This window comes from Ruficoccus sp. ZRK36, from assembly GCF_019603315.1.
GTDB lineage: Bacteria > Verrucomicrobiota > Verrucomicrobiia > Opitutales > Cerasicoccaceae > Ruficoccus.
Genome location: NZ_CP080649.1, coordinates 2948411 through 2972022 on the forward strand (window position 1 = coordinate 2948411; position 23612 = coordinate 2972022).

Here is a 23612-nt window from a genome sequence, read left to right on the forward strand (position 1 = left end):
GACGTAAAAGTTGAGAGTTTACAGGGTGAACTAAGGGATGGGATCGAGGCACGCGCCCCGGCAACAACACTAGTCCTAGATGATTTAAAAAAAACATCCACTATATCTAGTAATTCAGGCCATCTAGAAGCTTTCCTAAGCCCCGTGAGAAAAATCACTTTTCGGGGACTAAAGCACCCTTGACAGTGAACACAATTTCAATATACATATGTACATCGACTGACGCCTGCCATGAAAGACCTGACCACCCGCCAACACGAGATCCTTGGGTTCATCCAGCTGCACTTCCGGCAGGAGAACTTCTGGCCCAGCATTCGCGAGATCCAGACGCACTTCGGCTTTCGCAGCACCAACGCCGTCATGGGCCATCTGCGCGCCCTCGAGCGCAAGGGCTACATCAGCCGCGTGGCCGGTCAGGCGCGGGCCTTCCGAGTCACCTATGACGACGGCGAGACTTTTCCCGAGAACTCCACCGAGGTCATCGACATCCCCATCTACGGCCACATCGCCGCGGGCTACCCTGATGGCGTGGAAACCGGAGGTGAGATTGGCCGCCTCCAGATCGACGTGGACACAGCCGGCGTCCGCCGCAACCGCCGTGCCTTCGCCCTCAAAGTCCGGGGCGAGAGCATGATCGGCGCGGGCATCTTCGATGGGGACATCGTCATCGTCGAGCCCGGTCTCCCGAAAAACGGCGACATCGTAGCCGCACTCATCGACGGCGAGACCACCCTCAAACGCTTTATGCAAAAGCCCGGCCACCCGCCCTACCTGAAGGCGGAAAACCCGGACTACCCCCAGCTCCACCCGGTCTCCGAGCTGGTCATCCAGGGCCTGGCCAAGGCCGTCGTCCGCAGCCTGTAGATAAGATCAAAGACACTACCGATAAGCATTCAGGTAGCGTAATGCTCACTTGAGAAGGAGCCCACTCACATCCAGTCTCCTGCGATGCCACCAGAATAGAGCGCTCAGGAAGCTCCTTCAGCATGGGACGAGGACTCATATGGTGGGAACCGTACCACCATCAATGATATAATCGGCACCGTGGATCGACGCGGCACGAGACGAAGCAAGAAACGCAACTAACTCCGCGACCTCCTGCGGCCAGGCTGGTCGGCCAATCGGAATGCCTCCCAACGATTTGAGAATCTCCTGCCGCGCAGTCTCCTCATCTGTAGAATTGTGATTGGCCAAGCGGTGCACCATGGCTTGCGCGGCCTCGGTATAGATCCAGCCAGGAGAAACGGACGTGACTCTAACGCCCTTGGGGCCAACTTCCTTAGACAACGCCTTGCTATAAGTCGTTAGCGCTGCCTTGGCCGCGGCATATGCGGTGGTAGATTCCGGAAGGGGTAATTGCCGCTGAATCGATGATATGTGGATCACGACTCCCGTCCCACGCTTCACCATACTTGGGACGATTGCCTTGTCGATGCGTACCGCAGCCAGGAGGTTCAAGTTTAATTCTGCGGCCCACACCTCTTCACTGAGGGCCGCGAAACCTCCACCCTGCGCACTCGAACCGCCAAGATTGTGGATAACGATATCGGGCACACCAAATACGTCCAGTAACACGGTAGTGAGTTTGCTGGCTCCTTCTGCGGTAGACAAATCACCCGGAATAAAACGTGCAGGCAAGTCAGACTCGCGAGGAGCATGGCGGGCACTGGTAGCGACCGAGGCGCCTCCCGCTGCGAATCGACGAACCATTGCCTCACCGGCACCTTTGGTCCCTCCGGTAACGAATACGCGCTGGCCAAGAAAGTCATCCGGGCAAACCGGGAAATTTGGGTGTTCAGTTTTCATTGTATGTGAAGTTTTGAGATTCTTCCCCCCTGAAGGCGGAGGTCATAGTTAAGCTCGACGGGGCTACCCGGGAAATTACCCGTTACACAGACGACCATCTCGACCGTATCGGCTAGCGTCTTGGCGCTCGTCACCACTACATACGGTCGATACTTATGACTGGTTTCTGCAACCCAGTCTCCAATAGCAGCAGGGCCGACATAGTCCCTCTGCTCGTCGCGAACGACGGCGTCGTCTGTGAAGCAAGAAGCCGCGCCTACAGCGTCAAAACGATTAGCGGCTTCAAGGTAATTTGATACAATGATCGGAAGTGCAATTGTGTCATTCATGTTCATCACGTTGGTGTGGCTAGCATGATACCGTAAGACCCGCACAGCGTCCAATGCCGTGTTTTTGGGCTCGCTAATACTTTTAGTATGAGCAAGCGTGTCAGGGTGGAACTTCGGCACCTCCGCTATTTCGTTACCGTGGCAGCTCACGGTTCATTTAATCGTGCCGCTCAGGTCCTCCACCTCACCCAACCTGCCCTCAGCCGCCAAGTGCGTGATCTCGAGGATGAGCTGGGCGTAGCGCTATTAGTCCGGGGGAAGAACGCGGTAAAACTCACCGATGCAGGCGAATGCTTCTACTCCGAAGCGAGCGATGTGATCGCCCGTGCGGAGCTGGCCGTGCAGCGAGTGCGAAACGAAACGAGTGGTGAAGTCTTGCGTGTCGGTTATTCACCGTCGGTGACCGCTGGCATCCTGCCTCGCGCGCTACAGAACTTTCAGGCGGAATACCCGAAGGTACGGATCGAGCTCACGGACGCTTCCCCCATGGACATGGTTCAGATGGCAACTGAAGGGCGACTGGATATTGCCATTGCTCTAGAGCCGGCAGTGATGGCTACACCTGGTTTTCGTTGGACTGAGTTGCGCCGCTTAACACACGTACTGGTGATGCGGGCGGATCACCCACTGACGAAATGGAAGCGTATCGCGCCTTCACGCCTCCGTGATGTTCCGCTTGTGGGGTTAGAGCCTTCAAACTTTCCAGACTACGTACCCCATATCCGAAGCATCTTGAAGCCCTATGACATCGAGCCGCATTTCGTCTCTTTGGAAACGGATGGCGTTTCGACCCTGTTCGCCAGTTTGGAGGCATTTGATGCTGCGGCAATTCTTGCCGATAGCGTGATCGACTTCATGCCGCGCTCCCTCGTGTCCCGACCATTTCACCCGAAGTTTGAGCCCCTAGTCGCTAAGATTGGGCTGTCATCAACATACCCCAAAGCGCATGCTGAGCTGTTTGCTAATCTTTTGCGCAGAGAAGCCCGACAAAACTGAGTTCAGGATCTGCAAAATGATCCAACCACAATGCATCTACAGATTTCGGCGATTGTATCCATACTTGAGTTTATTGGCCCCATGTCTTGCCCAGTTAACTGAATGATGGGACACCAGTAGGCTTATGTGATCGAAGCGCTGAAAGAGGCCTCCATTTCGTGAAACACCTTGAGCCGACGTTCGGCGAGTTTTCGGTCTTGAGTTCGCAGGGATCGACGTATTTGCTTCCCGTTTCTTTTAACACGAGTGCTGGCTGCTCACAGCTCTCCCACTCTATTTAAAAGAAATCCGGGCCTATAGCTCAGCGGTTAGAGCAGGGGACTCATAATCCCTTGGTCCTCGGTTCGAATCCGAGTGGGCCCACCATTTTAGCGAGCACTTGGCGCATCGTTTACCAGCCACCATCATCGGGATGCCTGGCGATATGGGATGACTCCGTGCGGTAACGACGGCCGGATTTAATACAAATTAAAAGGGTTTTCATCGCCGCGTTTTTGAGGCAAGATCTTGGGTGCAGGTAGTTACATTTACCCCTCGTTTTTCCAGAAAATGGCGAACCTCGTTACCCAGAAAGACATCGCGCGCCTCACCGGCCTGAGCCAACCTACCGTGAGCCTGGCCCTGCGCAATGACCCGCGTGTAAACGAGCAAACCCGCCAGCAGGTCATGCAGGCGACCCGCCAACTGGGCTACCAGAAAGACCCCATGCTCACTGCGCTGGCCTCCTACCGTGGCGACCGGCAGCAGCACACTTACCGCGGGACACTCGCCTGGCTGAATGATCCCGATGTGTACGCGCTTGAGGATTACGACGACTCGGTCTGGCACCACTACCGGGACGACGCCGAGAGGCAGGCCCTCCAGCACGGGTACAAGCTGGATGTGCTTGAGGTGGACATGCGAGCCTCGTCGCATCAGCGCGTCTCTGACATACTTTTTAACCGGGGCATTGAGGGCATCATTCTGCCTCCCCTGCGGCACGTCGGGCCAGCCCCGAAGCTGGAGTGGAGAAACTTCTGCACGGTCACGTTCTGCTGGACGGTCATGGACCCACGCTTTCACTCCGTCAGCCCAAACCATTACTACAACAGCTTCGAGCTTGCCCGTAATTTCAAAGCCTTGGGCTACCAGCGTATCGCTGCCGTGCTTCTGGTTCCGCCCGAGGATTTGGATAAAAAGCATATCCAGCTCTGGGAGCATGGGATTCAGTCGGCAGCCGCTACCCTCATTCGCCAGGAGCCGATCCCAGCGCTCAGGCTGAGTTCGACCGATGCTGATCAGGCAAAGCAGGTGCAGGGCTGGTTCCGAGCGCACCGGCCAGATGCCATCGCCGTCATGCGCGAGTGTGCCCCCTTTGTCGAAGATGCGCTGCGCCAGACAAAGATCCTCGCGCCCCGCGATGTCGGCATCGCGAACTTCGCACGCCTGCAGCAGGACGACCACTATGCCGGGATCGACGAGAACGACTCCTGCATCGCAGAGGCCGCTGTAGACGTGCTAGTGGGCGCTATCCGGCGGCGTGAGTTCGGTAGCCCGCCGGTACGCCGCATGGTGCAGATCGAGGGTTTTTGGAAAGACGGTAAAAGCCTCCAGAAACGCCGCCGCAAGTCTGGCTAGCCTCCCGGCTAACGATCAAGGTGCCCTACCCGCTTGTGGCGTTTCTAAGCCCTGGGCGCTAGCGGGATGACTGTGTTCCAGGAGTCGGTGATGGGCGCGTGGCCATGCGTACCAGCCGGGCTTTCGCCGACAGCGAAAAAGAGATGCGTGGGCTTATGGTTTTCGACCAGGAGCTGCGGCCGCTCGACGAAGTTCGGCTTTGTGCTCGTCCCATCGGTCCAGTGCAGGGTGCGGCTGTAGGCAAAGGCCGGATCGGACAGGTGCCAGTTCGCCCCATCCATCGAGGTCGCGTGAATGCCGCCGCCATATTCACGGTCGTTACGACCCTCGCAGGGCATTTCCTTGGCGATCATTTCAAAGTGACCTTCCGCGTTCTGCCAAACGTAGGGGTCCTCTACCCCGCCGGTTCCGTCTCCAAAGCTCAGGATCGGGTCCTCACTGATCCGTTCGTACGGCCCGTTAAAGTTCGGTGCCATAGCCGCTCCAAAGCGTAGCGTTTTACCGCGGGCCAGCGTGGACTTATAGATGAGCAGCACGCGTCCATCATCCATCACGCAGGGAGCCGGATTTGTCGTGATCAGGTGATCCCACTTACCGGGGCGAGGCTCTATAATCGGCTGGTCCATCCGGGTCCACGGTCCCTCCGGCGAGGGCGCTGTGGCGACTCCGATACGCTGGTTGCGGTGAGCAGTCGCCACGAGATCGGAGAAATCCTCGATCGTGTCGCCGACGACGGGGGGCTCAAAGTCGTAAGTCGTCCCCGTGTAGTAAAGCAGGTAGGTCCCCTTGTAGCGGTGGATGGTCGGGTTATGCGTCATCAGACCATCCCAGTATGCCGGACCGCGACGCGGTAGCACGACCTCCTGAAAGGTATACGGTCCTTCCGGTGTGGGCGCTGTGGCCCGCACAACCTCGGAGCTGGTGATCCAGGCCGGGTGAAAGGCAAAGGCACGTGGCCAGCGAGAGGCAAACAAATGATAGGTGCCAGCATCGTCCCGAATCGCAGACCCGCACCAAATCCAGTGATCATCCTGGCGAAAACCTGAGTCGCGAGAGGCAGGGAGCAGGTTGTAGTCAAAGCTGGAGGAGGGAGTACGGGGCAAACTCATAATCAGGCTTAATGAACAGTTCTTAAATGATAAGCCACCCAACTAGATGGATAAACCTTCAATGGTTCCCAAGTCTGCATTGAAAAAAGGCTCCGTCGAACGTATTCAATAGAAATTGAACGGGTTCAATAAGTCTTCATTTGCTCCTTCAGTTGGGTGTTTGTTTTGTCTTTTTTGTACCCGTATTTGCTTTATCTGAGAATTTTTAGTTGATGAGAAATCGCTTAATACCCTACGCGAAGGTAGCTGGCCTGTTCCTGCTGGCGGCCTTCCTATTCACGCTCATTTTATATATCTGGTCCTGGTGGATGCGTCCCGAGCTGAAGGACCACCCAAATCCGGTTGATGCTGCTGCGGTAGCTGAAGCGGAGGACCTGCGCTCGCTGGATTTTGATCCCGAGCACCCGCCGGTGGTTTCAGTCGAGGTGGACTACTCGGAAGGGCAATCTGCCGCATGGTACCCGAAGGGAGAGTCGCCGATTTTACACCAGTTGGTCGAGTCTGGGGATTTGCCGCCAGTAGCCGAGCGAGTGGGCTCTGAGCCTGCGGTGATGGAGGGGCCGGACGGGATAGGTGTTTACGGGGGTACGTGGAACCGCGTGGCGAGCTCCTCAGGTGACATGAGTGTGATCCAGAATCGCCTGGGTGCACCAACGCTGGTGCGCTGGTCGCCGATGGGCTACCCGGTCAAGCCGCACCTGGCCAAGGGCTGGAGCTCGAACGCCGACAAGACCGAGTGGACCATCTACCTGCGCAAGGGAATCCGCTGGTCGGACGGTGAGCCGTTTACCGCCAACGACATTATCTACTGGTGGGAAGACCAGAAGGACTACTCGGACACACCGCCGGTGTGGATGGTCAGCGGAGGCGAAGGCGGAGACATCGTTAAGGTGGACGATTTTACGGTGAAGTTCATCTTCAAGTACCCGTACGGGAACTTTTTGGAGACGCTGGCCTCGCCGGTGCTGCCGTACTCGCCGGAGCACTATCTGCGCCCCTACCATCCGACCTGGGGGGACCCCGAGCTGCTCGAGCAGGCACTGGCCGCACGCGGGCTCAACAGCGCACGCACGCTTTACAACAAGCTGGGCGACTACCGCAACCCGGAGCGTCCGCGAATGTGGCCGTGGATCTATCGCACCTACCAGAGCACGCCGCCGGAGTCCTTCGTCCGCAACCCCTACTACTGGGCGGTGGACCCGGAGGGCAACCAGTTGCCGTATCTGGACCGGGTGCTCTTCCATGTGCGTGCCCCCAAGTTGATCCCGGTCTCGGCCTCCTCGGGTGAGATGGGGATGCAGGCCCGCCACATCCGTTTTGCGGACTACACGCTGCTGATGGAGAACCGCAAGCGCAACCACTACCAGGTCTACCACTGGGAGCAGGCGGACCGCTCGATCTGGGCGCTGTGGCCGAACCAGAACCGGCACATCGACCCGGAGGACCCGGTGAGCGCGATGAAGGCAAAGCTGCTCAAGGATAAGCGCTTTCGGCAGGCGATGTCGGTGGCGATCGACCGGCAGACCATTATCGATGCCGTTTATAACGGCTTTGGAGAGCCCGCGCAGATTGCGCCGGGACCGACCTCCCCCTTTTACAGCGAAAAGATGCTGCACAGCTACACTCAGTACGACCCTAAGCTGGCCAACCAACTGCTGGACGAGCTGGGGCTGACCGAGCGTGACAGCGCGGGCATGCGCTGCTTCCCGGACGGCACACCGATGACCTGGTACATCGACTACACCGACTACACCGGCGAGGGCCCGGTACAGTTTGTGGTGGACAACTGGGCGCAGGTGGGCGTGCGCGCGGCCCAGCGCGAGCGTTCACGTCCGCTGTTCTGGAACGAACGTACGGGCCTGCTGCACGACTTTACGGTGTGGGCGGGCATGAGTGAGTACAACCCGAGCGTGTCGATGCGCAGCTTCGTGGCCGACAATACTTCCTCGCACTTTGCGATCCTCAACTCGATGTGGTTCATCCGCGGTGGGCTCTACGGCAAGGAAACCGCCGAGCAGGTCAACATCCCCACGCCGCAGGAAGGCGACCCCATCCTGCGGGGGCAGCAACTGCGTGAAGAGTTTATGCGCCAGCCTGACCAGGCGGGCCAGATCAAGGTGTTTGATCAGATCATGGAGCTGTCGGCCGAGCAGCTGTGGTCGATCAGTATCGCCACGCCGCCTCCCCAGCTGGTGGTGGTCAAGGATGGCTTCAAGAATGTGCCCAAGATGGCGCTCAGCGGCTACACCTACCTGACTCCCGGTAACACCGGACCGGAGACCTACTTTTTAGCGGAGCCGGACGACTCGCCCGGAGCCGTGGCGGAAATCACCGCTGCGATGACCACGATCACGCCTGCGCCGGACACACTGGCCGGGCAGCAGGCCAGCGCCGGAGACCTTGAGGTGGGCAAATGGATCCGCAATCTCTTCGTAGCACTGGCAGTGGTTGCCCTGCTACTGGTGGCCGTAAAGCATCCCTACATCGGCCGTCGCCTGCTGATCCTGATCCCGACACTGACGGTGATCTCACTGGTGATCTTTTACATCATCCAGCTGCCCCCGGGCGACTACGTGGAGACGCGTATCCTGGAGCTGAAGCTGACCGGTGACGAGTCGGCGATCGAGGAGGTGGAGCGCCTGCGTGAGAGCTTCCACCTGGACGATCCGTTCATCAGCCAGTACATCCGCTGGATCGGCCTGAAATGGTTCGTGACCTTCGACCAGACGGACAAGGGCCTGCTGCAGGGCTACATGGGCCGCTCGATGGAGACGCAGACCTCGGTCAACGCGCTCGTCGGTGACCGTGTGCTTTTGACCTTCGCGGTGTCGTTCTCGACGATCCTCTTTACCTGGATCGTGGCGATCCCCATCGGGATCTACTCGGCGGTGCGCCAGTATTCGGTGGGCGACTACATCCTCTCGATCATAGGGTTCATCGGTATGTGTGTCCCGAACTTCCTGCTGGCGATCGTGTTGATGTACTGGAGCGGTAAATATTTGGGGATTAATGTCACCGGTCTGTTCTCTCCCGAGTACGCGGCGAGCCCCGAGTGGAGCACCGGTAAGATCGTGGACCTGCTCAAGCACATCTGGATGCCGGTGATCGTGATCGGTCTGGCCGGTACGGCCGGGATGATCCGCATCATGCGCGGCAACCTCCTCGATGAGCTGCGCAAGCCCTATGTAACGACCGCTCTGGCCAAGGGCGTGAAACCCTTCAAACTTTTGATGAAATACCCTGTACGTCTCGCTTTAAACCCCTTCGTCTCGGGCATCGGCACAATATTCCCGCAATTGGTCTCGGGGGGTGCCATCATTGCTATCGTTTTGAGCCTGCCCATGGTCGGGCCGCTGCTGCTGCAGGGGCTGATGACCCAGGACGTTTACCTCGCTGGCTCGATGCTGATGGTCCTCAGCATGCTCGGTGTGCTCGGCACGCTGGTCTCTGACCTGCTTCTGCTCTGGCTGGATCCGCGCATCCGCATGGAAGGAGGCTCTAAGTGAGTAGCAAGCACCCGCACTCCTCCGACGGCCTCGAGCGGGCCCATGACGAATTTGACGAGCACAACGTGCGCCTGCCTGATGACACCATCCCCGGCAGCGCTCCCCTGCCCCACGACGAGGACGAGCATGCTCCGCACGCGGACATTGCCACCTACTCGCAGTGGCAGTTGATCCGCAAGCGCTTCAGCCGTCACTTTCTGGCGGTGATCTCGCTGTTCATCCTGGCGGTGCTGTACCTGACGGCGATCTTCGCCGACTTTATCGCCCCGCACAGCACCGGCTGGGGCGATGTGGAGAACATCTATGCCCCACCGCAGCCGCCGCGCTTCAGTTGGGAAGATGGACTCTATATCGAAAAGCTCCAGCGTCACCGCGACCCGGTGAGCTTCAAGCAGTACTACACCCGTACCGGCGAGAAAGTGCCTTTGGGCTTCTTCGCCAAGGGCGAGCCGTACAAACTGTGGGGGCTGATCCCGATGGAGCGGCACTTGCTCGGCCCCAAGGAGTACAACGCCGATGAGGACGGCAAGGGCACAAGCTTCTACTTCCTGGGAGCGGACCAGTACGGTCGTGACATCTTCAGCCGGCTGATTCTGGGCTCGCGTATCAGCCTGTCCATTGGGCTCGTTTCGATCTTTGTGAGCTTCATCCTGGGGGCCTCGATCGGGGGCTTCTCCGGCTACGTCGGTGGGCGCACGGACAACTTTATCCAGCGCTTGATCGAGGTGATCAACTCCTTCCCGCACTTGCCGCTGTGGTTGGCTCTGGCCGCGGTGGTGCCCGGTGAGTGGTCCCCGCTGCGGGTCTACTTTGCCATCACGGTGCTGATGAGTATCCTGGCCTGGACGGGGCTGGCGCGCGTGGTGCGCGGTAAGATCCTGTCCCTGCGCGAGGAGGACTACGCGGTAGCTGCCCGCCTGTTGGGTGCGAGCCACCCGCGCGTGCTCTTCCGGCACCTGCTGCCGGGCTTCACCAGCCACATCATCGTGACCCTCTCCCTCGGTGTGCCGGGCATGATCCTGGCCGAGACGACCCTGAGCTTCCTCGGACTGGGGCTGCGCCCGCCGGTGGTCTCATGGGGCGTCATGCTCCAGGAAACCATGAATATGGACGTCGTCGCCAACTACCCGTGGCTGCTCTTACCGGTCATTGTGTTGATCATGACGGTGATGTGCTTTAACTTTGTGGGCGACGGCATGCGCGATGCGGCCGACCCGTACAGTGGCCGCTAACCCTCCTTCGTACCCGATAACCCCCTTTGCCGCCCATGAGCGAACCGACCCTTCAAACCAACCCCACCGCCGCCGACCAGGATGTATCCCTGCGCATTCAGGGCCTGCGCACTTGCTTCCCCTCCGAAGAGGGCGAAGTCTCGGCCGTCAACGATGTAAACCTCACCCTGCACCGCGGCAAGGTGCTCGCCATCGTGGGCGAGTCCGGCTGTGGCAAGAGTGTGACCTCCTTCTCCATCCTGCGGCTCATCCGCAAGCCCGGCCGCATCGCCAACGGGAAAATCCTCTACCATCCGACCGGTGGCGAGCCGGTGGACATCCTCTCGCTGCCCGAAAAGTCTGACCGGCTTTACCAGATTCGCGGTGGTGACATCAGCATGATCTTCCAGGAGCCGATGACGGCCCTGAGCCCGGTGCATACGGTGGGCAACCAGATCTGCGAGGCCATCCTGCTGCACCAGGATGTGACCAAGGAAGAAGCCCGTCGCCGTGCGATTGAGATGCTCGACAAGGTTGGTATCCCCGGAGCCGACCGGCGCATCGACCAGTACCCGCATGAGATGAGCGGCGGCATGCGCCAGCGCGTGGTTATCGCCATGGCTCTGGTCTGCAACCCGGATGTGCTCATCGCCGATGAGCCCACCACCGCGCTCGACGTTACCATCCAGGCCCAGATTCTTCAGTTGATCAGAGACCTGCAGCAGGAGCGCGGTACCTCAGTCATTTTTATTACGCACGACCTCGGTGTGGTCGCCCAGATCGCCGACGAGGTCGCCGTCATGTACCTGGGGCGTGTGGTCGAGTCCGGCTCCGTCCGCCAGGTCCTGAAGAACCCTCTGCACCCCTACACCCGCGGTCTTTTAAAATCCCTGCCCGGCATGCACGGCGGGCGCGGCGGACGCCTGCCAGCCATTAAGGGCAGTGTGCCCTCGCTCACGCAGGTCCCGCCGGGATGCCCCTTCCACCCGCGCTGCGAGCACGCGCTGGCCGGACGCTGCAACACAGGAGGCCCGCCGGAGCTGGAGAGCTTCCCCGAAGGCCGCCAGGCCGCCTGTATCCGCGTAAACGAAATCCTCAGCCAAGAACAAAAGGACGCACGATGAACGCCCCCGCCCCCGTGGCCGAACCGGCCGCCGCCCCTCAGGGCCAGCCCCTGCTCAGTGTCCGTAACCTGTGCAAATACTTTCCGATCTACAGCCGTGGCTTCATGCGCAAGCAGGTCGGCAACGTCAAGGCTGTCGACGACGTCAGCTTTGACCTCATGCCCGGCCAGACCCTCGGTCTCGTCGGTGAGTCCGGCTGTGGCAAGACCACCTGCGCCCGCTCAATCCTGCGCGCCCTCAAGCCCACCTCCGGTGAGGTCCTGCTCAACCTGCCCGATGGCTCCCACTACGATCTGGCCCAGCTAGAGGACAGCCAGCTCAAGCCCCTGCGTCAGCAGATGCAGATGATCTTCCAGGACCCCTTTGCCTCGCTGAACCCCCGCATGACCGTCGGTGAAATTATCGCCGAGCCCATGCGTATCCATAAGCTGCTACACGGCAGCGAGCTCGACGACCGCGTCGAGTCCATCCTCATCAAAGTCGGCCTCAAGCCCGAACACCGCCACCGCTACCCCCACGCTTTTAGTGGCGGCCAGCGACAGCGCATCGGTATCGCGCGCGCCCTCATCATGAACCCCGCGCTCGTCGTGGCCGACGAGGCCGTCTCCGCCCTCGACGTCTCCGTCCAGGCACAGGTCATTAACCTCCTCGGAGACCTGCAGGACGAGTTTAACCTCACCTACATCTTCGTCGCCCACGACCTCAGTGTCGTGCGCCATCTGTGCGACCGCGTCGCCGTCATGTACGCCGGGCGCATCGTGGAGCTCGCCCCCACCGATGAGCTCTTCGACGACCCCCAGCACCCATATACAAAAGCCCTCCTCGGCGCCGTCCCCTATCCCGACCCGGATATCCCCATGGCCGCCGACCTCGGCGGGGAAGTCGCCGATACCGGTAAACTTCCCGGCGGTTGCAGCTTCCACCCACGCTGTAAGGAATGCTTCGAGCCCTGCGACTCCATCACCCCAGAGCTCCTCGACCGACCCCAGTCAGGCCAAGTCGCTTGCCACCTCTTCGACAAAAAATAAGGGGTATGTCCTAGAGGTGAAAGTTTACTTACCTGCATGAGTAACCTTCTTTTCCAATAATCTTGCGGCCCATGAAGGGGCAAAGGTAGCGTTAACGCCTTAAACGTTCGTTAACCGTATACCTCCACTCCCCCTTATGCCACATGGATTCCTTTCCCACTTGCGGCCCCACTCCGGGCGCAGGCTTTTAACTTTTGCTGCCTGCCTGCTGTGCACAGCATCATTTGCGGCTTCCCCGAGCACAACCGCTGGGAGTAAAGCTCCCGATGCTGACGCATCGTCATCCAAGCCGGAAGAGCAAGCCGCCCAAACCCCAGCACCTGAAAAGGAAAAGTTCTCAATGGGCGACATCCAGCACGGCCACCCGAAGCTCATCCTCACCGAAGAGCGACTGGATGATCTGATGGATATGGAGATCGATGACCCGGATCTCCAGCGCTACCTTTCTATGGTCCTGGAACGGGCCGACAAGATCGCGGGCGAGCCGATGCTCAAGTACGAGATCCCCGACGGCAAACGGCTGCTGAAGATCAGCCGCAAGTGCCTCGACCGCGTGCTCACGCTGGGCGTGGCCTACCGCTGGACGGGTGATGAAAAATACCGCAAGGCACTGCTGGACAACCTGCTCACCGTCTGCGCCTTTAAGGACTGGAATCCCTCGCACTTCCTCGACACGGCTGAGATGACCGAAGCGGTCGCCCTCGGCTATGACTGGCTCTACCACGACATGAGCGAAGAGGATCGCGAAACGATTCGCCAGGCCATCATCACACACGGGCTTGAGCCGGGCCTCGCCAGCTACTCCGGTCAGGAAAAATATGGCTGGTGGACGAATGCCAACCACAACTGGAATCTGGTCTGTAATGCAGGCATGATCACCGGCGCGCTCGCTGTCGCCGATACCGACCCGCAGTATGCCCAGGTCATCATCCCTGCTGCGCTGGAGTCGATCCCGCGCGCGCTCAACCAGTATGGGCCCGACGGTGCCTGGGCAGAAGGCCCCGGCTACTGGGACTATGCCACGAAGTATGTGCAGTTTGGCATCAGCGCTCTGGTGTCAGCAACGGGCACGGACTACGGCCTGCTCGACACTCCCGGACTGTCAGAGACGGGACGCTTCCCCGTAGCCAGCAGCGGCCCCACCGGCCGCCCGCTCTCCTACGCCGACTGTAACGGCAACGGACGCCTCTTCCCGGCTTCGGCCATGTTCTGGCATGCTGGCGCCTATGACGACGAGTTTGTCGCTAACTTCGAGCACTCATTGCTGGACAATTCCACCTGGATGAAACCCGGACTGGTCATCTGGTACGTCCCGCGCCCGGACAAGGACATTGATAACGCACCGCTCGACCAGAAGTACCGTGGCCCGGTGGAGCTGGCCTTTATGCGTAGCGCCTGGAACGATCCCGACGCGCTCTTCGTCGGCGTCAAAGCCGGGGACAACAAGGTCAACCACGCGCACCTCGACTTGGGTAACTTCGAGCTCGACGCGCTCGGCGTCCGCTGGGCTCGCGATCTGGGTGGTGACAACTACAACATGCCCGGCTACTTCCACGGTGGCGCCGACGGCCCCCGCTGGCAGTACTACCGCCTCAATTCCCAGAGCCACAACGTCCCCCTCATTGACGGTAAGAACCAACGTCCGCGCGGAACGGCCTCCATGGTCCGCTTTGAGGCTGGTGATGAAAGCAGCACCGAGGGCGACATCCCCTTTGTCGAGATCGACCTGACCGATGGTTATAAGGGGCAGGTAACCTCGCTCAAGCGCGGCATCGCGCTGGTCGGTGGCCGCCGGGCTGCTCTCGTCCAGGACGAGTTCGTCCTGCCTAAAGCCTCCACGGTTTCCTGGGGCATGACGACGGAGGCCGACATCGTTTACGACAAGTCGACCGCCCTGCTGACGCAGGATGGCAAACAGCTTCAGGTTCGTGTTCTCTCCCCCGCCGGTGCGACCTTCAGCGTCGAATCAGCAGAGCAGGCTCCTCCTCAGAATCCGAATAAGGGCATCCAGCGCCTGATGGTTCATCTGCCCGACCAGAGCGATGAGGTGCGCCTCGTGGTGCTGCTGTCCCCGGTCTGGCCGGACGGTAACGTCATTGAGTCCTGGGATATTCAGCCGCTTGCCGATTGGTAATCGCTCCCCACATTTCACGAAAAAGGCCGTTCCCCGATGGGAACGGCCTTTTGTTTGATCACGACTGAGTGCGCCCTACTTACTGGCGGCTTTAAAAGAGTCTGTCTTTTTGCCATCGGCGCTCGTGCGTACGGCCTGAACGCCTGCCGAATCATAGGTGACGGTGTCGGTCCAGTCAGCACCTGACACAATGACGACGGTCTCCCCGTTGTCGCCGGTTTCCGTGCGGATCGACTGCACGGGATTCTGCTCGCCCGTCGCGTTCGGGAAAAGCGCGACCACGAAGTTCTGCCTGGTGCCTTCGGTCTTGAACGCCATGGTCTTCAGACGAGTCGTATAGATGTCGTAGTGCTCCACCGTATGCTCGCGCACCGAGAAGGCTGCATCTGCCGGAATCAGCGCCTGGATGGCAAGCTCGCCAATGTCGCTTGCGACCTCTATGCGATCTCCCTCGAAGGTAGCCTCGGGCAGGACCTGCGCCAACCACTCGACAGTGGCGGGCTCGGGGGTCACCACCTCATCGAAGACCAGCAGGTAGGCATTTCTGCGGTGCAGGACATCGCGATGCACACGCGTCACATCGTTATAGGCTTCGTCGAGGTTGACGCTGATCCAGCACCAGTCGTTCTCGCTGACAAAGTTCTCGATCGTCCCACGCGCATCGTTGTCGAAACGCTGGTTCTCGCCGTTAATCAATAGCGTGGACTCGCCCTCTGTACTCGGGGAGAAATAAGTCCAGCGGCGACCGGTTGTGCGGTCCCAGTAGCCACCGGTACCGTCGCGCTTGCCATGGCCGTAGCCGGGCGTAGTCAGCAGCCATTTATTGCCATAGGCCAGAGCGATGGCACCAGCGTCGAGGTGCCCGTGGTTGCGGTTGTTGATACCGGACTTAAGGCTAAAGACGTAGTCGTCGTCTTCCCAGCCACTGCGCGAGGTGACCACATCGATATCGTCCAGATGGTAGTCGAGCACTTTCGGCGGCACGCTGGGGACGTCTGGATTGTAGACGATGGTCGCGATGGCTGTAGTGGCGTGGCATGCTCAACTCCATGTGATCGGCCAGGAACTGGCCGGTCGAGTCATCATAGTGGCTGGCCAGCGCATAGAGGATGGCCCCGGAGTTGCTTTGAGTACTGGTCGCCCCCCATGGGAGCACGGCGATATAGTCCGGCGCACTGCTGTAGAGGCGGTAGTTGATCGCGTTACGCAGGAAGTCGCTCTCGAAAAGTCCCTCCACATCCAGCACGTGATGCGTGGCCGCCGTAAACTGCGTGATCGAGTTTAAGCTGTAGTTCCAGTAGGATGCGCCCTCCGGCGTGCTGCCATCGGAGTTGTTGTACTCGACCACACGCTCCATGTCCAGGAGAGCACCCCCAGCCCAGACGGCCGCGTCCGGGATCTCATCCAGAAACGCCACTCCGCACATCCCCAGAGCAGCCACACTGACGTGGTTGTGGTTATTTGAGAGCGCGGTGGCCCAGAAAACATTACCGTACAGCCCATGCTCGATGTCGGATACGTGGTACTCGATGGTCTTGCGGATCAGCGCCTTTTCGTCCTCGCTCCACAGCTCGGGCAGCCAGTCGTAGGCGACAGCAACCCCCCGAGCCATGTGACTGGCCGCCAGATGCATCTTTCGCGAGCGGAGCCCCCAGGCGGGATAGCTGCAGGCCGTGAGCACATAGTCGCGCAGGCGCTCGGCAAAGGCTTCCTCGCCGGTGAGGTGGTAAGCCAGGCTCAGGACAACCATGTTGTCGCCGATTGGCCGCTGCCAGAGCTCGGCCTGCGCGGATCGCAGCGCGCGCTTTTTACCCACATACGCTTCCGGCGGCTTATAGGCAGGAGCGGGCTTATCCAGCAGTGTGCGCGCAAACTCCAATGTCGTCTCGAACAGCTCGCGCTCACGCCCCTCGGATTCTTCGTACCGGAACGGTAGCTCGGCCCACTGATCGGGCGTATAGTACAGGCGCGGACGGCCCTCGGCGATAGCGTCACGCCAGTAGTCAATATCGTCGGCCGCCCTCGCCTCTGCCTCGGCGCGTGTCAGCGGCTCTGGGCGGACCTCCTCGGCATGGAGCATCGCGGCTGTGCCGACAACCGCGGTAAACGCCCATGAGGCGTTACGGATTATTTTCAACAAGCAATACGTCATAACAAGATGAGAAAAATGGGGATCATAAAAAGGGGCTGCGTCCAATGACTACAGCCCCACTCGAAAAAGGTCGAAAGCGAATTAGCGACGACGGCGGCGCAGCATCAGCAGCGTACCTAGCGTGCTAAGCCCGAGAATCAGGCTGGAGCTGGATGCCTCGGGGATCACACCGACCGCACCATCCCAGTCCGTGCTCACCACAATGTCGTCCACCAGATAGTCTCCTCCCGTAGCCAGGTAAGTCCGAACCTGGATGCCCTTAAAGCCATTCGATCCACCCTCGGTCGAGGTCATGGACGCTACGATTGAGGTGTCTGTAGAATTCTCGTCTGCGCTTGTCGGGTTCAGCCAGATCTTAACCTCACGGTATGCCTGGGCCGTTTCATCCCAGCCCGTGTATTTGATCACCACAAAGTAAGTCTCTCCAAACTGCATGCCTGTGCTGACTCTGCGTGAGGAGCTATCACTGCTGTTATTGATACGGACCCCTGCCCGTCCGCTCAGGCCAGTGTAACCGATCGTGTCGGTCTGGTAGGATGAGTCATCCCCCATCGCCTGCCAGCCCGCATAGGTGGTGCCGATGTCATCACCGCCGGTTGTGCCATCCAGCGGCGAGATAATATAGCTGACATAGTAATCCTGCCCGCTCTTATCGGTCGTCCCAAATACACTACGCGACATGGCATTGTTACTATTAGTGGTCAGGAGGATACTGTTACCCCCGCCACGCGTAATGCCGCCCGCGCTATAGCTTATCGAGGTATTCGAGACAGTCGTCCCCGCAGTGGAGGTGGACCAGTTACCGGACCAACCGGTGCCACCGCTTTGGCCATCGAGGGCTCCGACGCCATAGTCGACCGTGTCGTAGGCGATGACATCAGCCCGCAGCGCGGGCGATGCAATAGCGCAAACAGCGGCCAGTACGGAAGTCGCACCAAGCAAACGCCGGGCAAGTGAAGAGGGGTACATTTTCAGCATGGGATATCGGGATTTGGGTTAAACGAAAATCAGCACAGTGTGCCTTTTAAGCGCATTATGATGCATCAGGATAACGGGGCAAAAATTGCATTGTTGAACCTGTTCAACAATGTGTGTAGGCTTTTTACAGATTGCCACAGGATGCTTTTAAATTGCTAGGAACCTTGAGGTTCTGACATGTAAATGCCCGACTACTGTACCCACTTGATGCTCTCCCCCGAATGGATAAGCCACGTAGAAACCCGACCCTGAAAGATATCGCTGAGCACACCGGCTTTGGGCGTTCAACGATATCGCTGGCCCTGCGCGACTCTCCGTCTCTGCCGGAGAAGACGCGCCGAATCATCCAGAATGCGGCGAAGGAGCTTGGATATCGCCCCAACCCGCTTTTTTCGGCGTTGATGACCCGGGTCCGTCAGCGCAGCCAGTCCATAAAGGAGAATATAGCTCTGGTCACCCGTCTCTCTGAGCATCCTAGAAACAGCAGCAACAAGTTCTTTAGCATCCTCTATGAGGCCATCTCCACGCAGGCTGAGAGGCATGGCCTCGGGACCGAGGTTTTTACCTATGAGCCTGCCACGCCGCTACCGGATCAGCGCCTTTCTCAGATACTGCTCGCGCGCGGCATCCGCGGCCTCATCCTCTTCCCTGGAGGTAGTGGGAGCAGAAAAGAATACCCGGAGCTGAAGTGGGAGGAGTTCGCCACAGTCCTCGTCGGCTTCGGAACGCGCCGCGAGTCGATCCACCGGGTCGCCGCTGACTACATGTACGACATGGACTATGCGATCCGGAGATCTGAAGCGGTCGGTGGCAAGCGTATCGGCCTGGTCCTCCAGACGGCCACCGACAACCTGACCGATAACGCCTGGTTCTCACGCTACCTGTTCTACCAAAGCCAGCTACCCGCCAAACAACGCCTTAAGCCTTTTTTCAACAAAGAGAGCGTATCGGCGAGTAAGCAAAGCCTGCTACGCTGGTATAACCAGGAAAGACCGGATGTCGTTATCAGCTCGGACAGATACCTCATCGGGGCATTCCGTGATGTGGGCGTCCGCATCCCGCAGGACCTTCGCGCCATCAACCTCACGAAGCATGAGCAAGACGACTCCCTCGCGGGCATAGACCCGGTAACGCATGAGGTCGGCTACGCCGCCGTGGACCTGCTCCTGTCACTGATGCAGACCAACCAGATCGGCATCCCCCAGCACCCACGCACCCTCACCGTAAAAGGCGCCTGGTCCCCCGGCAAATCATTCCCGGAGTAAGGGGGGATAAGGCAATGGCCACACTCAGATAGACGCGTCTAATGTAGTGATGCGGTATTGGTTATTACGCGGTTCGTGCAATAAAATAATTAGGCGTCCGTTTTTATCCACGAGCATATCCTCATCGATCTTCTTCTTCCACTGCCCATTGTCATTCTTTACGGCCAGACGCACGTGGAGGAGACGGTCTTTTGCCTGTGACAGACGAACATCGCCAGACTGACCACGCTCGAGTAGCATCTGATCGGAACCCATCTCAACTGCTACAGGTTTCTGGCACATATTGATCACCAAGGCTTGCCCACGATTAATCTTCTCCGGGGAAGCTTCGATTGGCAAAATTCGATACTTTTCGCCGTTTCTGCCACCCGGGAAGAAAAGCAACAGGACCTGGCGCATCGACGGCTTAAGATTAATCGTTGCGAGAGTACTCCCACCCATTTTGTCCGTAAATGTAAGAGGATTTGGGCCGCGATAAGTATACCGGGGGGATATCTGCCCCTCGACAACATCCATCTCTCTGAAGCCTTCCTCCATATTAACATAGCCGATGGTGGGAGGGACATAATCAGGCAAGATCTCTGTCGAGCCGGGAACACTAACAGGAGTAGTAGATATCAACCTCCATAAGTATACTCGGAAGTTGACACGCAACATCTCCGGGGGAGTCACTTGGGCAGTGACAATACCAGGTAAAATAAAACCTATGAGAATCAGGAATCTAAAAGATAATCTGCGATATGTCATAATTCGCTTTCTTGAAGCCAACGGAATGCAACGACCTTAAAGCGTCGACCAAAAGTATCGTTATCGCCTGCCGCAGTGTCTTCGGGGTTTTGAGTGGCAGAAGGAGTTACGTACTCAGGAGTACGTTGTACAATCGCTTCGCACCAAGCCTCTCCGATGACTCTCTCAGTCATCGGGTCTGTGGCTTGTCCATAGGCACGTATGCGGAAGGTGTCCGAGCGAGCACTCAGCACACTACCGAAACGAGCCAGCAGGTCCGCTTGGGACAACCACCCAGGAACATTTTCAGCTTTCCAGTGGTTCGCATCTGATTCCACCGTCGTATTAAAGCCCGTGACACCGGATCGGTCTGTCGTCTGGTAGTTAGACTCCAGGTTACTGTTGATGCCTGAGTCAATGATCGCCTGAGCCAATAAACCACGCAGACGGTCATCCCGGGGGGTACCAGCATCATTTGTCAATGAGCGGTTCACAAAGTCAGCAAGCGATGTAAAAGGCCCACGCTGCCGGACCAAGGTCACGATAGCTATTGCCAAGTCAGCGATTTCGCCTGTCCCCGCAGCGGCATCGTAATCTAATGCTTTATAGCCGGTATACGCCTGGTCCGAGTCCGGGTTTCCGTCACCGACTTCTACGTCTGTCGGTTCTTTGAGGCGAGCGATGGGCGATTGAGTCGGGTTCAGATCATCATTCCCATCTGACATGGTAATACTTTTACCATAATAGGAAGCCAGCAAAGCTTTCCATGCTTCCACAGACGTGGAGTTCACATTGAAAGCACCGTCAATCATCATCTCACTGGCACTCGCCGTGTAGTCCGGATTGTTCAGGGAACTGCCATTCTGCAGAATAATGCGCGGATTTAACGTAGTCCCATTATCGAGGGTTGAGAAGAAGTATTCATCCCACAGAGCTTTATTGAGCAGGTATGAATAGTCATAGTGCAGACCATCGAAATTGAAATAGATGTCCCAAGTTGTGGGTTCATAGTCTGCCCAGTTCACATAGACATCATCGAGGTTTGTGATCGCTGGGTCGGCCAAAGAATTTCCAATCGCATAGGCCGGAACCAAGTTATCAAACCGCCCCCTGTCAGTGCGATTTTCTCTGCGTCCATAGTTCCCTGAACCCTCATCATTCCAGAAAAACAGAGAGGCGTGCATCAGATCACCAACAGAAAATAATTGCTCAGGGTCATCTGGCACATCGAAGAGAACAAGATTATCCGGCCCACCGCTTTCGCTCAGGCCAAGGCTTGCAGTACCACTAAACCCATTTGTAAAGCTGATGTCCGATATTTCAATCCCTCCGATAAATGAGGGATTGATAGACATATTTCTCCTATAGTCACTTTCGGGTTCAGTATAATACATCTGAATCGACCCAGAAGTTGCAGCACGGGGATTCGCATTGGCGAGCCACTTTGTCTGATACGTAGGGGTGATCGTCGTGTTATTTGTTACAAACGTACGAATAAATTTGAATCCAACTGCATTGGACGTGGACGAGTAGTTAGTCGGGTCAGATGGATTACTGTGGTTCCAAGTATCCATGATGCGCCATGGGGGTGAGGTCCCACTCGGAGTAATCGCATTCATGTAAAATGACTCGCTGAGGAATTCGCCACCCGCTGTGTACAGGCTGACAGAACAGCCTAGCTGGCGGCCTAATTGGAAGGCGTAACTATCCACATACTGCCGCTCCGTACTAGTGGGATCGGTCGGAGCGTAGTCAGGGTTGCGATATATAACACGTGGGTTGCCACTATACTCATGAAGAGCATAGAAGAAATTAGCAGTACTTGCGCTGTTCACTTCTGCCAAAGCATTCCCTGCAGAATTGTAAGCGGTAATGCCCCCAGCTGCAAAAATCTTCATTTCCCCCGGGGCAAAGCTAACGTTGGGAGTTGTAAATATATACGGTTTTCCGTTGATTGAGGAAAGTTCTTCTCCTGTAATGACTGTTGTCTTGTTGGCTTCAAGAGTCCTTAAATATGAGGATGTGATAAACTTATCGGTTGATGGGTTCAGTACGCGAGCAGCCTCTATACTATATGCGCTCCCCTCCAGCGCGTGATCATAGGGATTCCACAAAGCCACAACAGGCATAAAGTGCATATAGACCTTTGGGTTCCCATCGCTGTCTACGTCATTCAAATCATACGCGGGCAGATAATAAAGTTGAAATCCTGTAACAATAGGGAAGAACCCGGCCTGAGAATCCGTTGCGCTGCGTACGGGCAGGTCGGCCACATCATCCAGAGCATTTGCCCAAGAGCGCAATTGAGCCCAGAGTGGGCCACCGGGGTCCTGCGCTGTCGGGGCTCCACCACTAATTGGCTCGAAAATCTGCCCGCCAGGTACTGCCACTCCGCTCTGCAGGCCGGCGGTCAGGTCCTTGCGCAGTCCGCCCTGGACGGTGTTGCTGATCACCCCTTGGCTGTACGGAGTCAGGTCGTGGAAGCGGTTATCTCTGTTTGTACCGTCAGTTCCATTCCAGTTGTTTTCGAGTAAGGCGATCTGGCCGTCGTTGACGATGCGCTCGTCAAGATAATGGATTTGTCCGTTGATATTAACAGGGGCCCCCTCAGGATCGAACCAGCCCATATCGGTCATTTGCGAGATGCCGAATGCCTCGGGCACGAGAAGTGAAGCGTTGGTGAGATTGTTGGCCGCAGTGTCAATCGGCTTGCGGGTGACGTTGGCTTTCACGCCTTCATCGCCCACCCAGTAGGCGTAGGCTCCGGGGGCATTGGTTTCGGTCACTTCGACCAGAGGCACCCGCACTTCGTTGGTTCCATCCGGATCAACCAAGACCTTGTACTCATCCTCATTTGCGGGGTTATAGCTGTCCGCCTCATACTGAGTTTGATTACTGGAAGTATTCCCGCTGACCAGCCACGTGCGCAGCTGCCCAACGTTGCTGCGTTCTGTTGCATCAGTGGAGTCAGGGTCACCGGCATACCAGACGCCGGTCCAGTAGGGGTTTTGAATGTCATTCCCAGGATCATTCAGCATGTCGATAGTAGGGTCAGCACCGGGTGCCACCGTCACTGCTGCCGTCGCGCTGATGCGCTTATCCGGGCCCATCTCGGTCTGAAGGCGGCCCAGTGCCGTATACATGCCGATCATGGCATTCTGCCGGGCTGTCAGCAGTTTTTTGTCGGTGGTGGTACCGGCCGAATAGGTAGCCGTCGTCATGCTCAGGCTCAACACAAGCAGGAGCACAAAGCCCATCAGGGTAAGGGCGATAACGAGAGCAAAACCTGGCGCTTTTTTGATGCCGCTGTTTCGATGCATGGGTAAAAGTAGAATAACACTTAATATGGGTTAATGCACTGCCTCCTCTGCGGTCTCATGTGACCGAGGCTGAGGGGGCAACGCGCACATGACGGGCATCGGCGAGACGCAAACCGTCCGGGGCTGGATAGTTGCGGTATTCATTGAGCAAGAGCAGCACTATGACAATAGCAAAAGGGAGATTGTTTCACCATGTTTCTGGTGGATTCACGCCCTTAATCAGTCAAACAGCGTGTTCTCCACCGGATCGCATCTTAACCCAGACAAAAATCACTCAAGTGTATATATTATAATGATTTAAATACGATCAA

Annotated in this window: 16 protein-coding genes and 1 tRNA gene; 10 read left to right on the forward strand and 7 right to left on the reverse strand. The window is 57.8% G+C overall.

Annotation, left to right across the window (positions count from 1 at the left end; translation table 11 throughout):
- The first annotated feature begins 231 nt into the window (after window positions 1–231).
- Window positions 232–864, forward strand: coding sequence for a transcriptional repressor LexA (gene lexA / locus K0V07_RS12960; protein ID WP_220621812.1), 633 nt, complete (start codon window positions 232–234; stop codon window positions 862–864).
- A gap of 135 nt (window positions 865–999) precedes the next feature.
- Here the strand turns inward: lexA and K0V07_RS12965 are convergent, their stop codons facing one another.
- On the reverse strand, window positions 1000–1806 hold the full coding sequence (locus tag K0V07_RS12965) for an SDR family oxidoreductase (RefSeq protein WP_220621813.1): 807 nt from the start codon (window positions 1804–1806) through the stop codon (window positions 1000–1002).
- 416 nt (window positions 1807–2222) lie between these two features.
- On the opposite strand from K0V07_RS12965, the gene K0V07_RS12970 reads away from it, so the two are divergent.
- The 3 genes from K0V07_RS12970 (at window position 2223) to K0V07_RS12980 (ending at window position 4748) form a co-directional block, all read left to right on the forward strand.
- Entirely contained in the window at window positions 2223–3131 is a 909-nt protein-coding gene (locus K0V07_RS12970) for a LysR substrate-binding domain-containing protein (protein WP_220621814.1), read from the forward strand.
- Between the two features lie 290 nt (window positions 3132–3421).
- Window positions 3422–3497 (forward strand) — tRNA-Ile (locus K0V07_RS12975).
- A gap of 183 nt (window positions 3498–3680) precedes the next feature.
- Window positions 3681–4748 carry a LacI family DNA-binding transcriptional regulator gene (locus tag K0V07_RS12980; protein ID WP_220621815.1) on the forward strand — a complete coding sequence of 356 codons (1068 nt, stop codon included), beginning with the start codon at window positions 3681–3683 and terminating at the stop codon, window positions 4746–4748.
- Between the two features lie 44 nt (window positions 4749–4792).
- Here the strand turns inward: K0V07_RS12980 and K0V07_RS12985 are convergent, their stop codons facing one another.
- Window positions 4793–5857, reverse strand: a complete 1065-nt coding sequence (locus tag K0V07_RS12985; RefSeq protein ID WP_220621816.1) for a glycoside hydrolase family protein — start codon at window positions 5855–5857, stop codon at window positions 4793–4795.
- 212 nt (window positions 5858–6069) lie between these two features.
- Here K0V07_RS12985 and K0V07_RS12990 point away from each other — a divergent pair, with 212 nt between their 5' ends.
- From K0V07_RS12990 to K0V07_RS13010, 5 genes are all read left to right on the forward strand, one after another.
- Window positions 6070–9363, forward strand: a complete 3294-nt coding sequence (locus K0V07_RS12990; protein WP_220621817.1) for an ABC transporter substrate-binding protein — start codon at window positions 6070–6072, stop codon at window positions 9361–9363.
- A 143-nt stretch (window positions 9364–9506) separates the two neighbouring features.
- On the forward strand, window positions 9507–10595 hold the full coding sequence (locus K0V07_RS12995) for an ABC transporter permease (protein WP_345778178.1): 1089 nt from the start codon (window positions 9507–9509) through the stop codon (window positions 10593–10595).
- A 35-nt stretch (window positions 10596–10630) separates the two neighbouring features.
- Entirely contained in the window at window positions 10631–11698 is a 1068-nt protein-coding gene (locus K0V07_RS13000) for an ABC transporter ATP-binding protein (RefSeq protein WP_220621819.1), read from the forward strand.
- Window positions 11695–12726 carry an oligopeptide/dipeptide ABC transporter ATP-binding protein gene (locus tag K0V07_RS13005; RefSeq protein WP_286653043.1) on the forward strand — a complete coding sequence of 344 codons (1032 nt, stop codon included), beginning with the start codon at window positions 11695–11697 and terminating at the stop codon, window positions 12724–12726. The genes K0V07_RS13000 and K0V07_RS13005 overlap by 4 nt, the downstream gene beginning before the upstream one ends.
- Window positions 12727–13066: 340 nt before the next feature.
- On the forward strand, window positions 13067–14860 hold the full coding sequence (locus K0V07_RS13010) for a heparinase II/III family protein (RefSeq protein WP_220621820.1): 1794 nt from the start codon (window positions 13067–13069) through the stop codon (window positions 14858–14860).
- A gap of 75 nt (window positions 14861–14935) precedes the next feature.
- On the opposite strand, the gene K0V07_RS13015 is transcribed toward K0V07_RS13010, so the two are convergent.
- The 3 genes from K0V07_RS13015 to K0V07_RS13025 all read right to left on the reverse strand — a co-directional run bounded on the left by K0V07_RS13015 (window position 14936) and on the right by K0V07_RS13025 (window position 17990).
- The gene (locus K0V07_RS13015; protein WP_220621821.1) at window positions 14936–15844 is read right to left on the reverse strand and encodes a heparinase II/III family protein; all 909 of its coding nucleotides are present in this window, start codon (window positions 15842–15844) and stop codon (window positions 14936–14938) included.
- Window positions 15756–17000 carry a DUF4962 domain-containing protein gene (locus K0V07_RS13020; protein ID WP_220621822.1) on the reverse strand — a complete coding sequence of 415 codons (1245 nt, stop codon included), beginning with the start codon at window positions 16998–17000 and terminating at the stop codon, window positions 15756–15758. The genes K0V07_RS13015 and K0V07_RS13020 overlap by 89 nt, the downstream gene beginning before the upstream one ends.
- A 93-nt stretch (window positions 17001–17093) precedes the next feature.
- A complete protein-coding gene (locus tag K0V07_RS13025) occupies window positions 17094–17990 on the reverse strand; it encodes a hypothetical protein (protein ID WP_220621823.1) in 897 nt (298 codons plus the stop codon).
- A 221-nt stretch (window positions 17991–18211) separates the two neighbouring features.
- On the opposite strand from K0V07_RS13025, the gene K0V07_RS13030 reads away from it, so the two are divergent.
- On the forward strand, window positions 18212–19255 hold the full coding sequence (locus tag K0V07_RS13030) for a LacI family DNA-binding transcriptional regulator (RefSeq protein WP_220621824.1): 1044 nt from the start codon (window positions 18212–18214) through the stop codon (window positions 19253–19255).
- 24 nt (window positions 19256–19279) lie between these two features.
- Here the strand turns inward: K0V07_RS13030 and K0V07_RS13035 are convergent, their stop codons facing one another.
- Complete coding sequence (locus tag K0V07_RS13035) at window positions 19280–19831, reverse strand: hypothetical protein (RefSeq protein WP_220621825.1); 552 nt, start codon at window positions 19829–19831, stop codon at window positions 19280–19282.
- Between the two features lie 167 nt (window positions 19832–19998).
- Window positions 19999–23301: a hypothetical protein gene (locus K0V07_RS13040; RefSeq protein ID WP_220621826.1), complete on the reverse strand. Its 3303-nt coding sequence runs from the start codon at window positions 23299–23301 to the stop codon at window positions 19999–20001.
- Between the last annotated feature and the right edge of the window lie 311 nt (window positions 23302–23612).

Bases quoted from the DNA above. Each gene is read 5' to 3' on its own strand.
- K0V07_RS12965 (WP_220621813.1), bottom strand. From the start codon at position 1,806: ATGAAAACTGAACACCCAAATTTCCCGGTTTGCCCGGATGACTTTCTT.
- K0V07_RS13040 (WP_220621826.1), bottom strand. From the start codon at position 23,301: ATGCATCGAAACAGCGGCATCAAAAAAGCGCCAGGTTTTGCTCTCGTT.
- K0V07_RS13000 (WP_220621819.1), top strand. From the start codon at position 10,631: ATGAGCGAACCGACCCTTCAAACCAACCCCACCGCCGCCGACCAGGAT.
- lexA (WP_220621812.1), top strand. From the start codon at position 232: ATGAAAGACCTGACCACCCGCCAACACGAGATCCTTGGGTTCATCCAG.
- K0V07_RS13025 (WP_220621823.1), bottom strand. From the start codon at position 17,990: ATGCTGAAAATGTACCCCTCTTCACTTGCCCGGCGTTTGCTTGGTGCG.
- K0V07_RS13030 (WP_220621824.1), top strand. From the start codon at position 18,212: ATGGATAAGCCACGTAGAAACCCGACCCTGAAAGATATCGCTGAGCAC.
- K0V07_RS13005 (WP_286653043.1), top strand. From the start codon at position 11,695: ATGAACGCCCCCGCCCCCGTGGCCGAACCGGCCGCCGCCCCTCAGGGC.
- K0V07_RS12970 (WP_220621814.1), top strand. From the start codon at position 2,223: ATGAGCAAGCGTGTCAGGGTGGAACTTCGGCACCTCCGCTATTTCGTT.
- K0V07_RS13010 (WP_220621820.1), top strand. From the start codon at position 13,067: ATGGGCGACATCCAGCACGGCCACCCGAAGCTCATCCTCACCGAAGAG.
- K0V07_RS12990 (WP_220621817.1), top strand. From the start codon at position 6,070: ATGAGAAATCGCTTAATACCCTACGCGAAGGTAGCTGGCCTGTTCCTG.
- K0V07_RS12985 (WP_220621816.1), bottom strand. From the start codon at position 5,857: ATGAGTTTGCCCCGTACTCCCTCCTCCAGCTTTGACTACAACCTGCTC.
- K0V07_RS12980 (WP_220621815.1), top strand. From the start codon at position 3,681: ATGGCGAACCTCGTTACCCAGAAAGACATCGCGCGCCTCACCGGCCTG.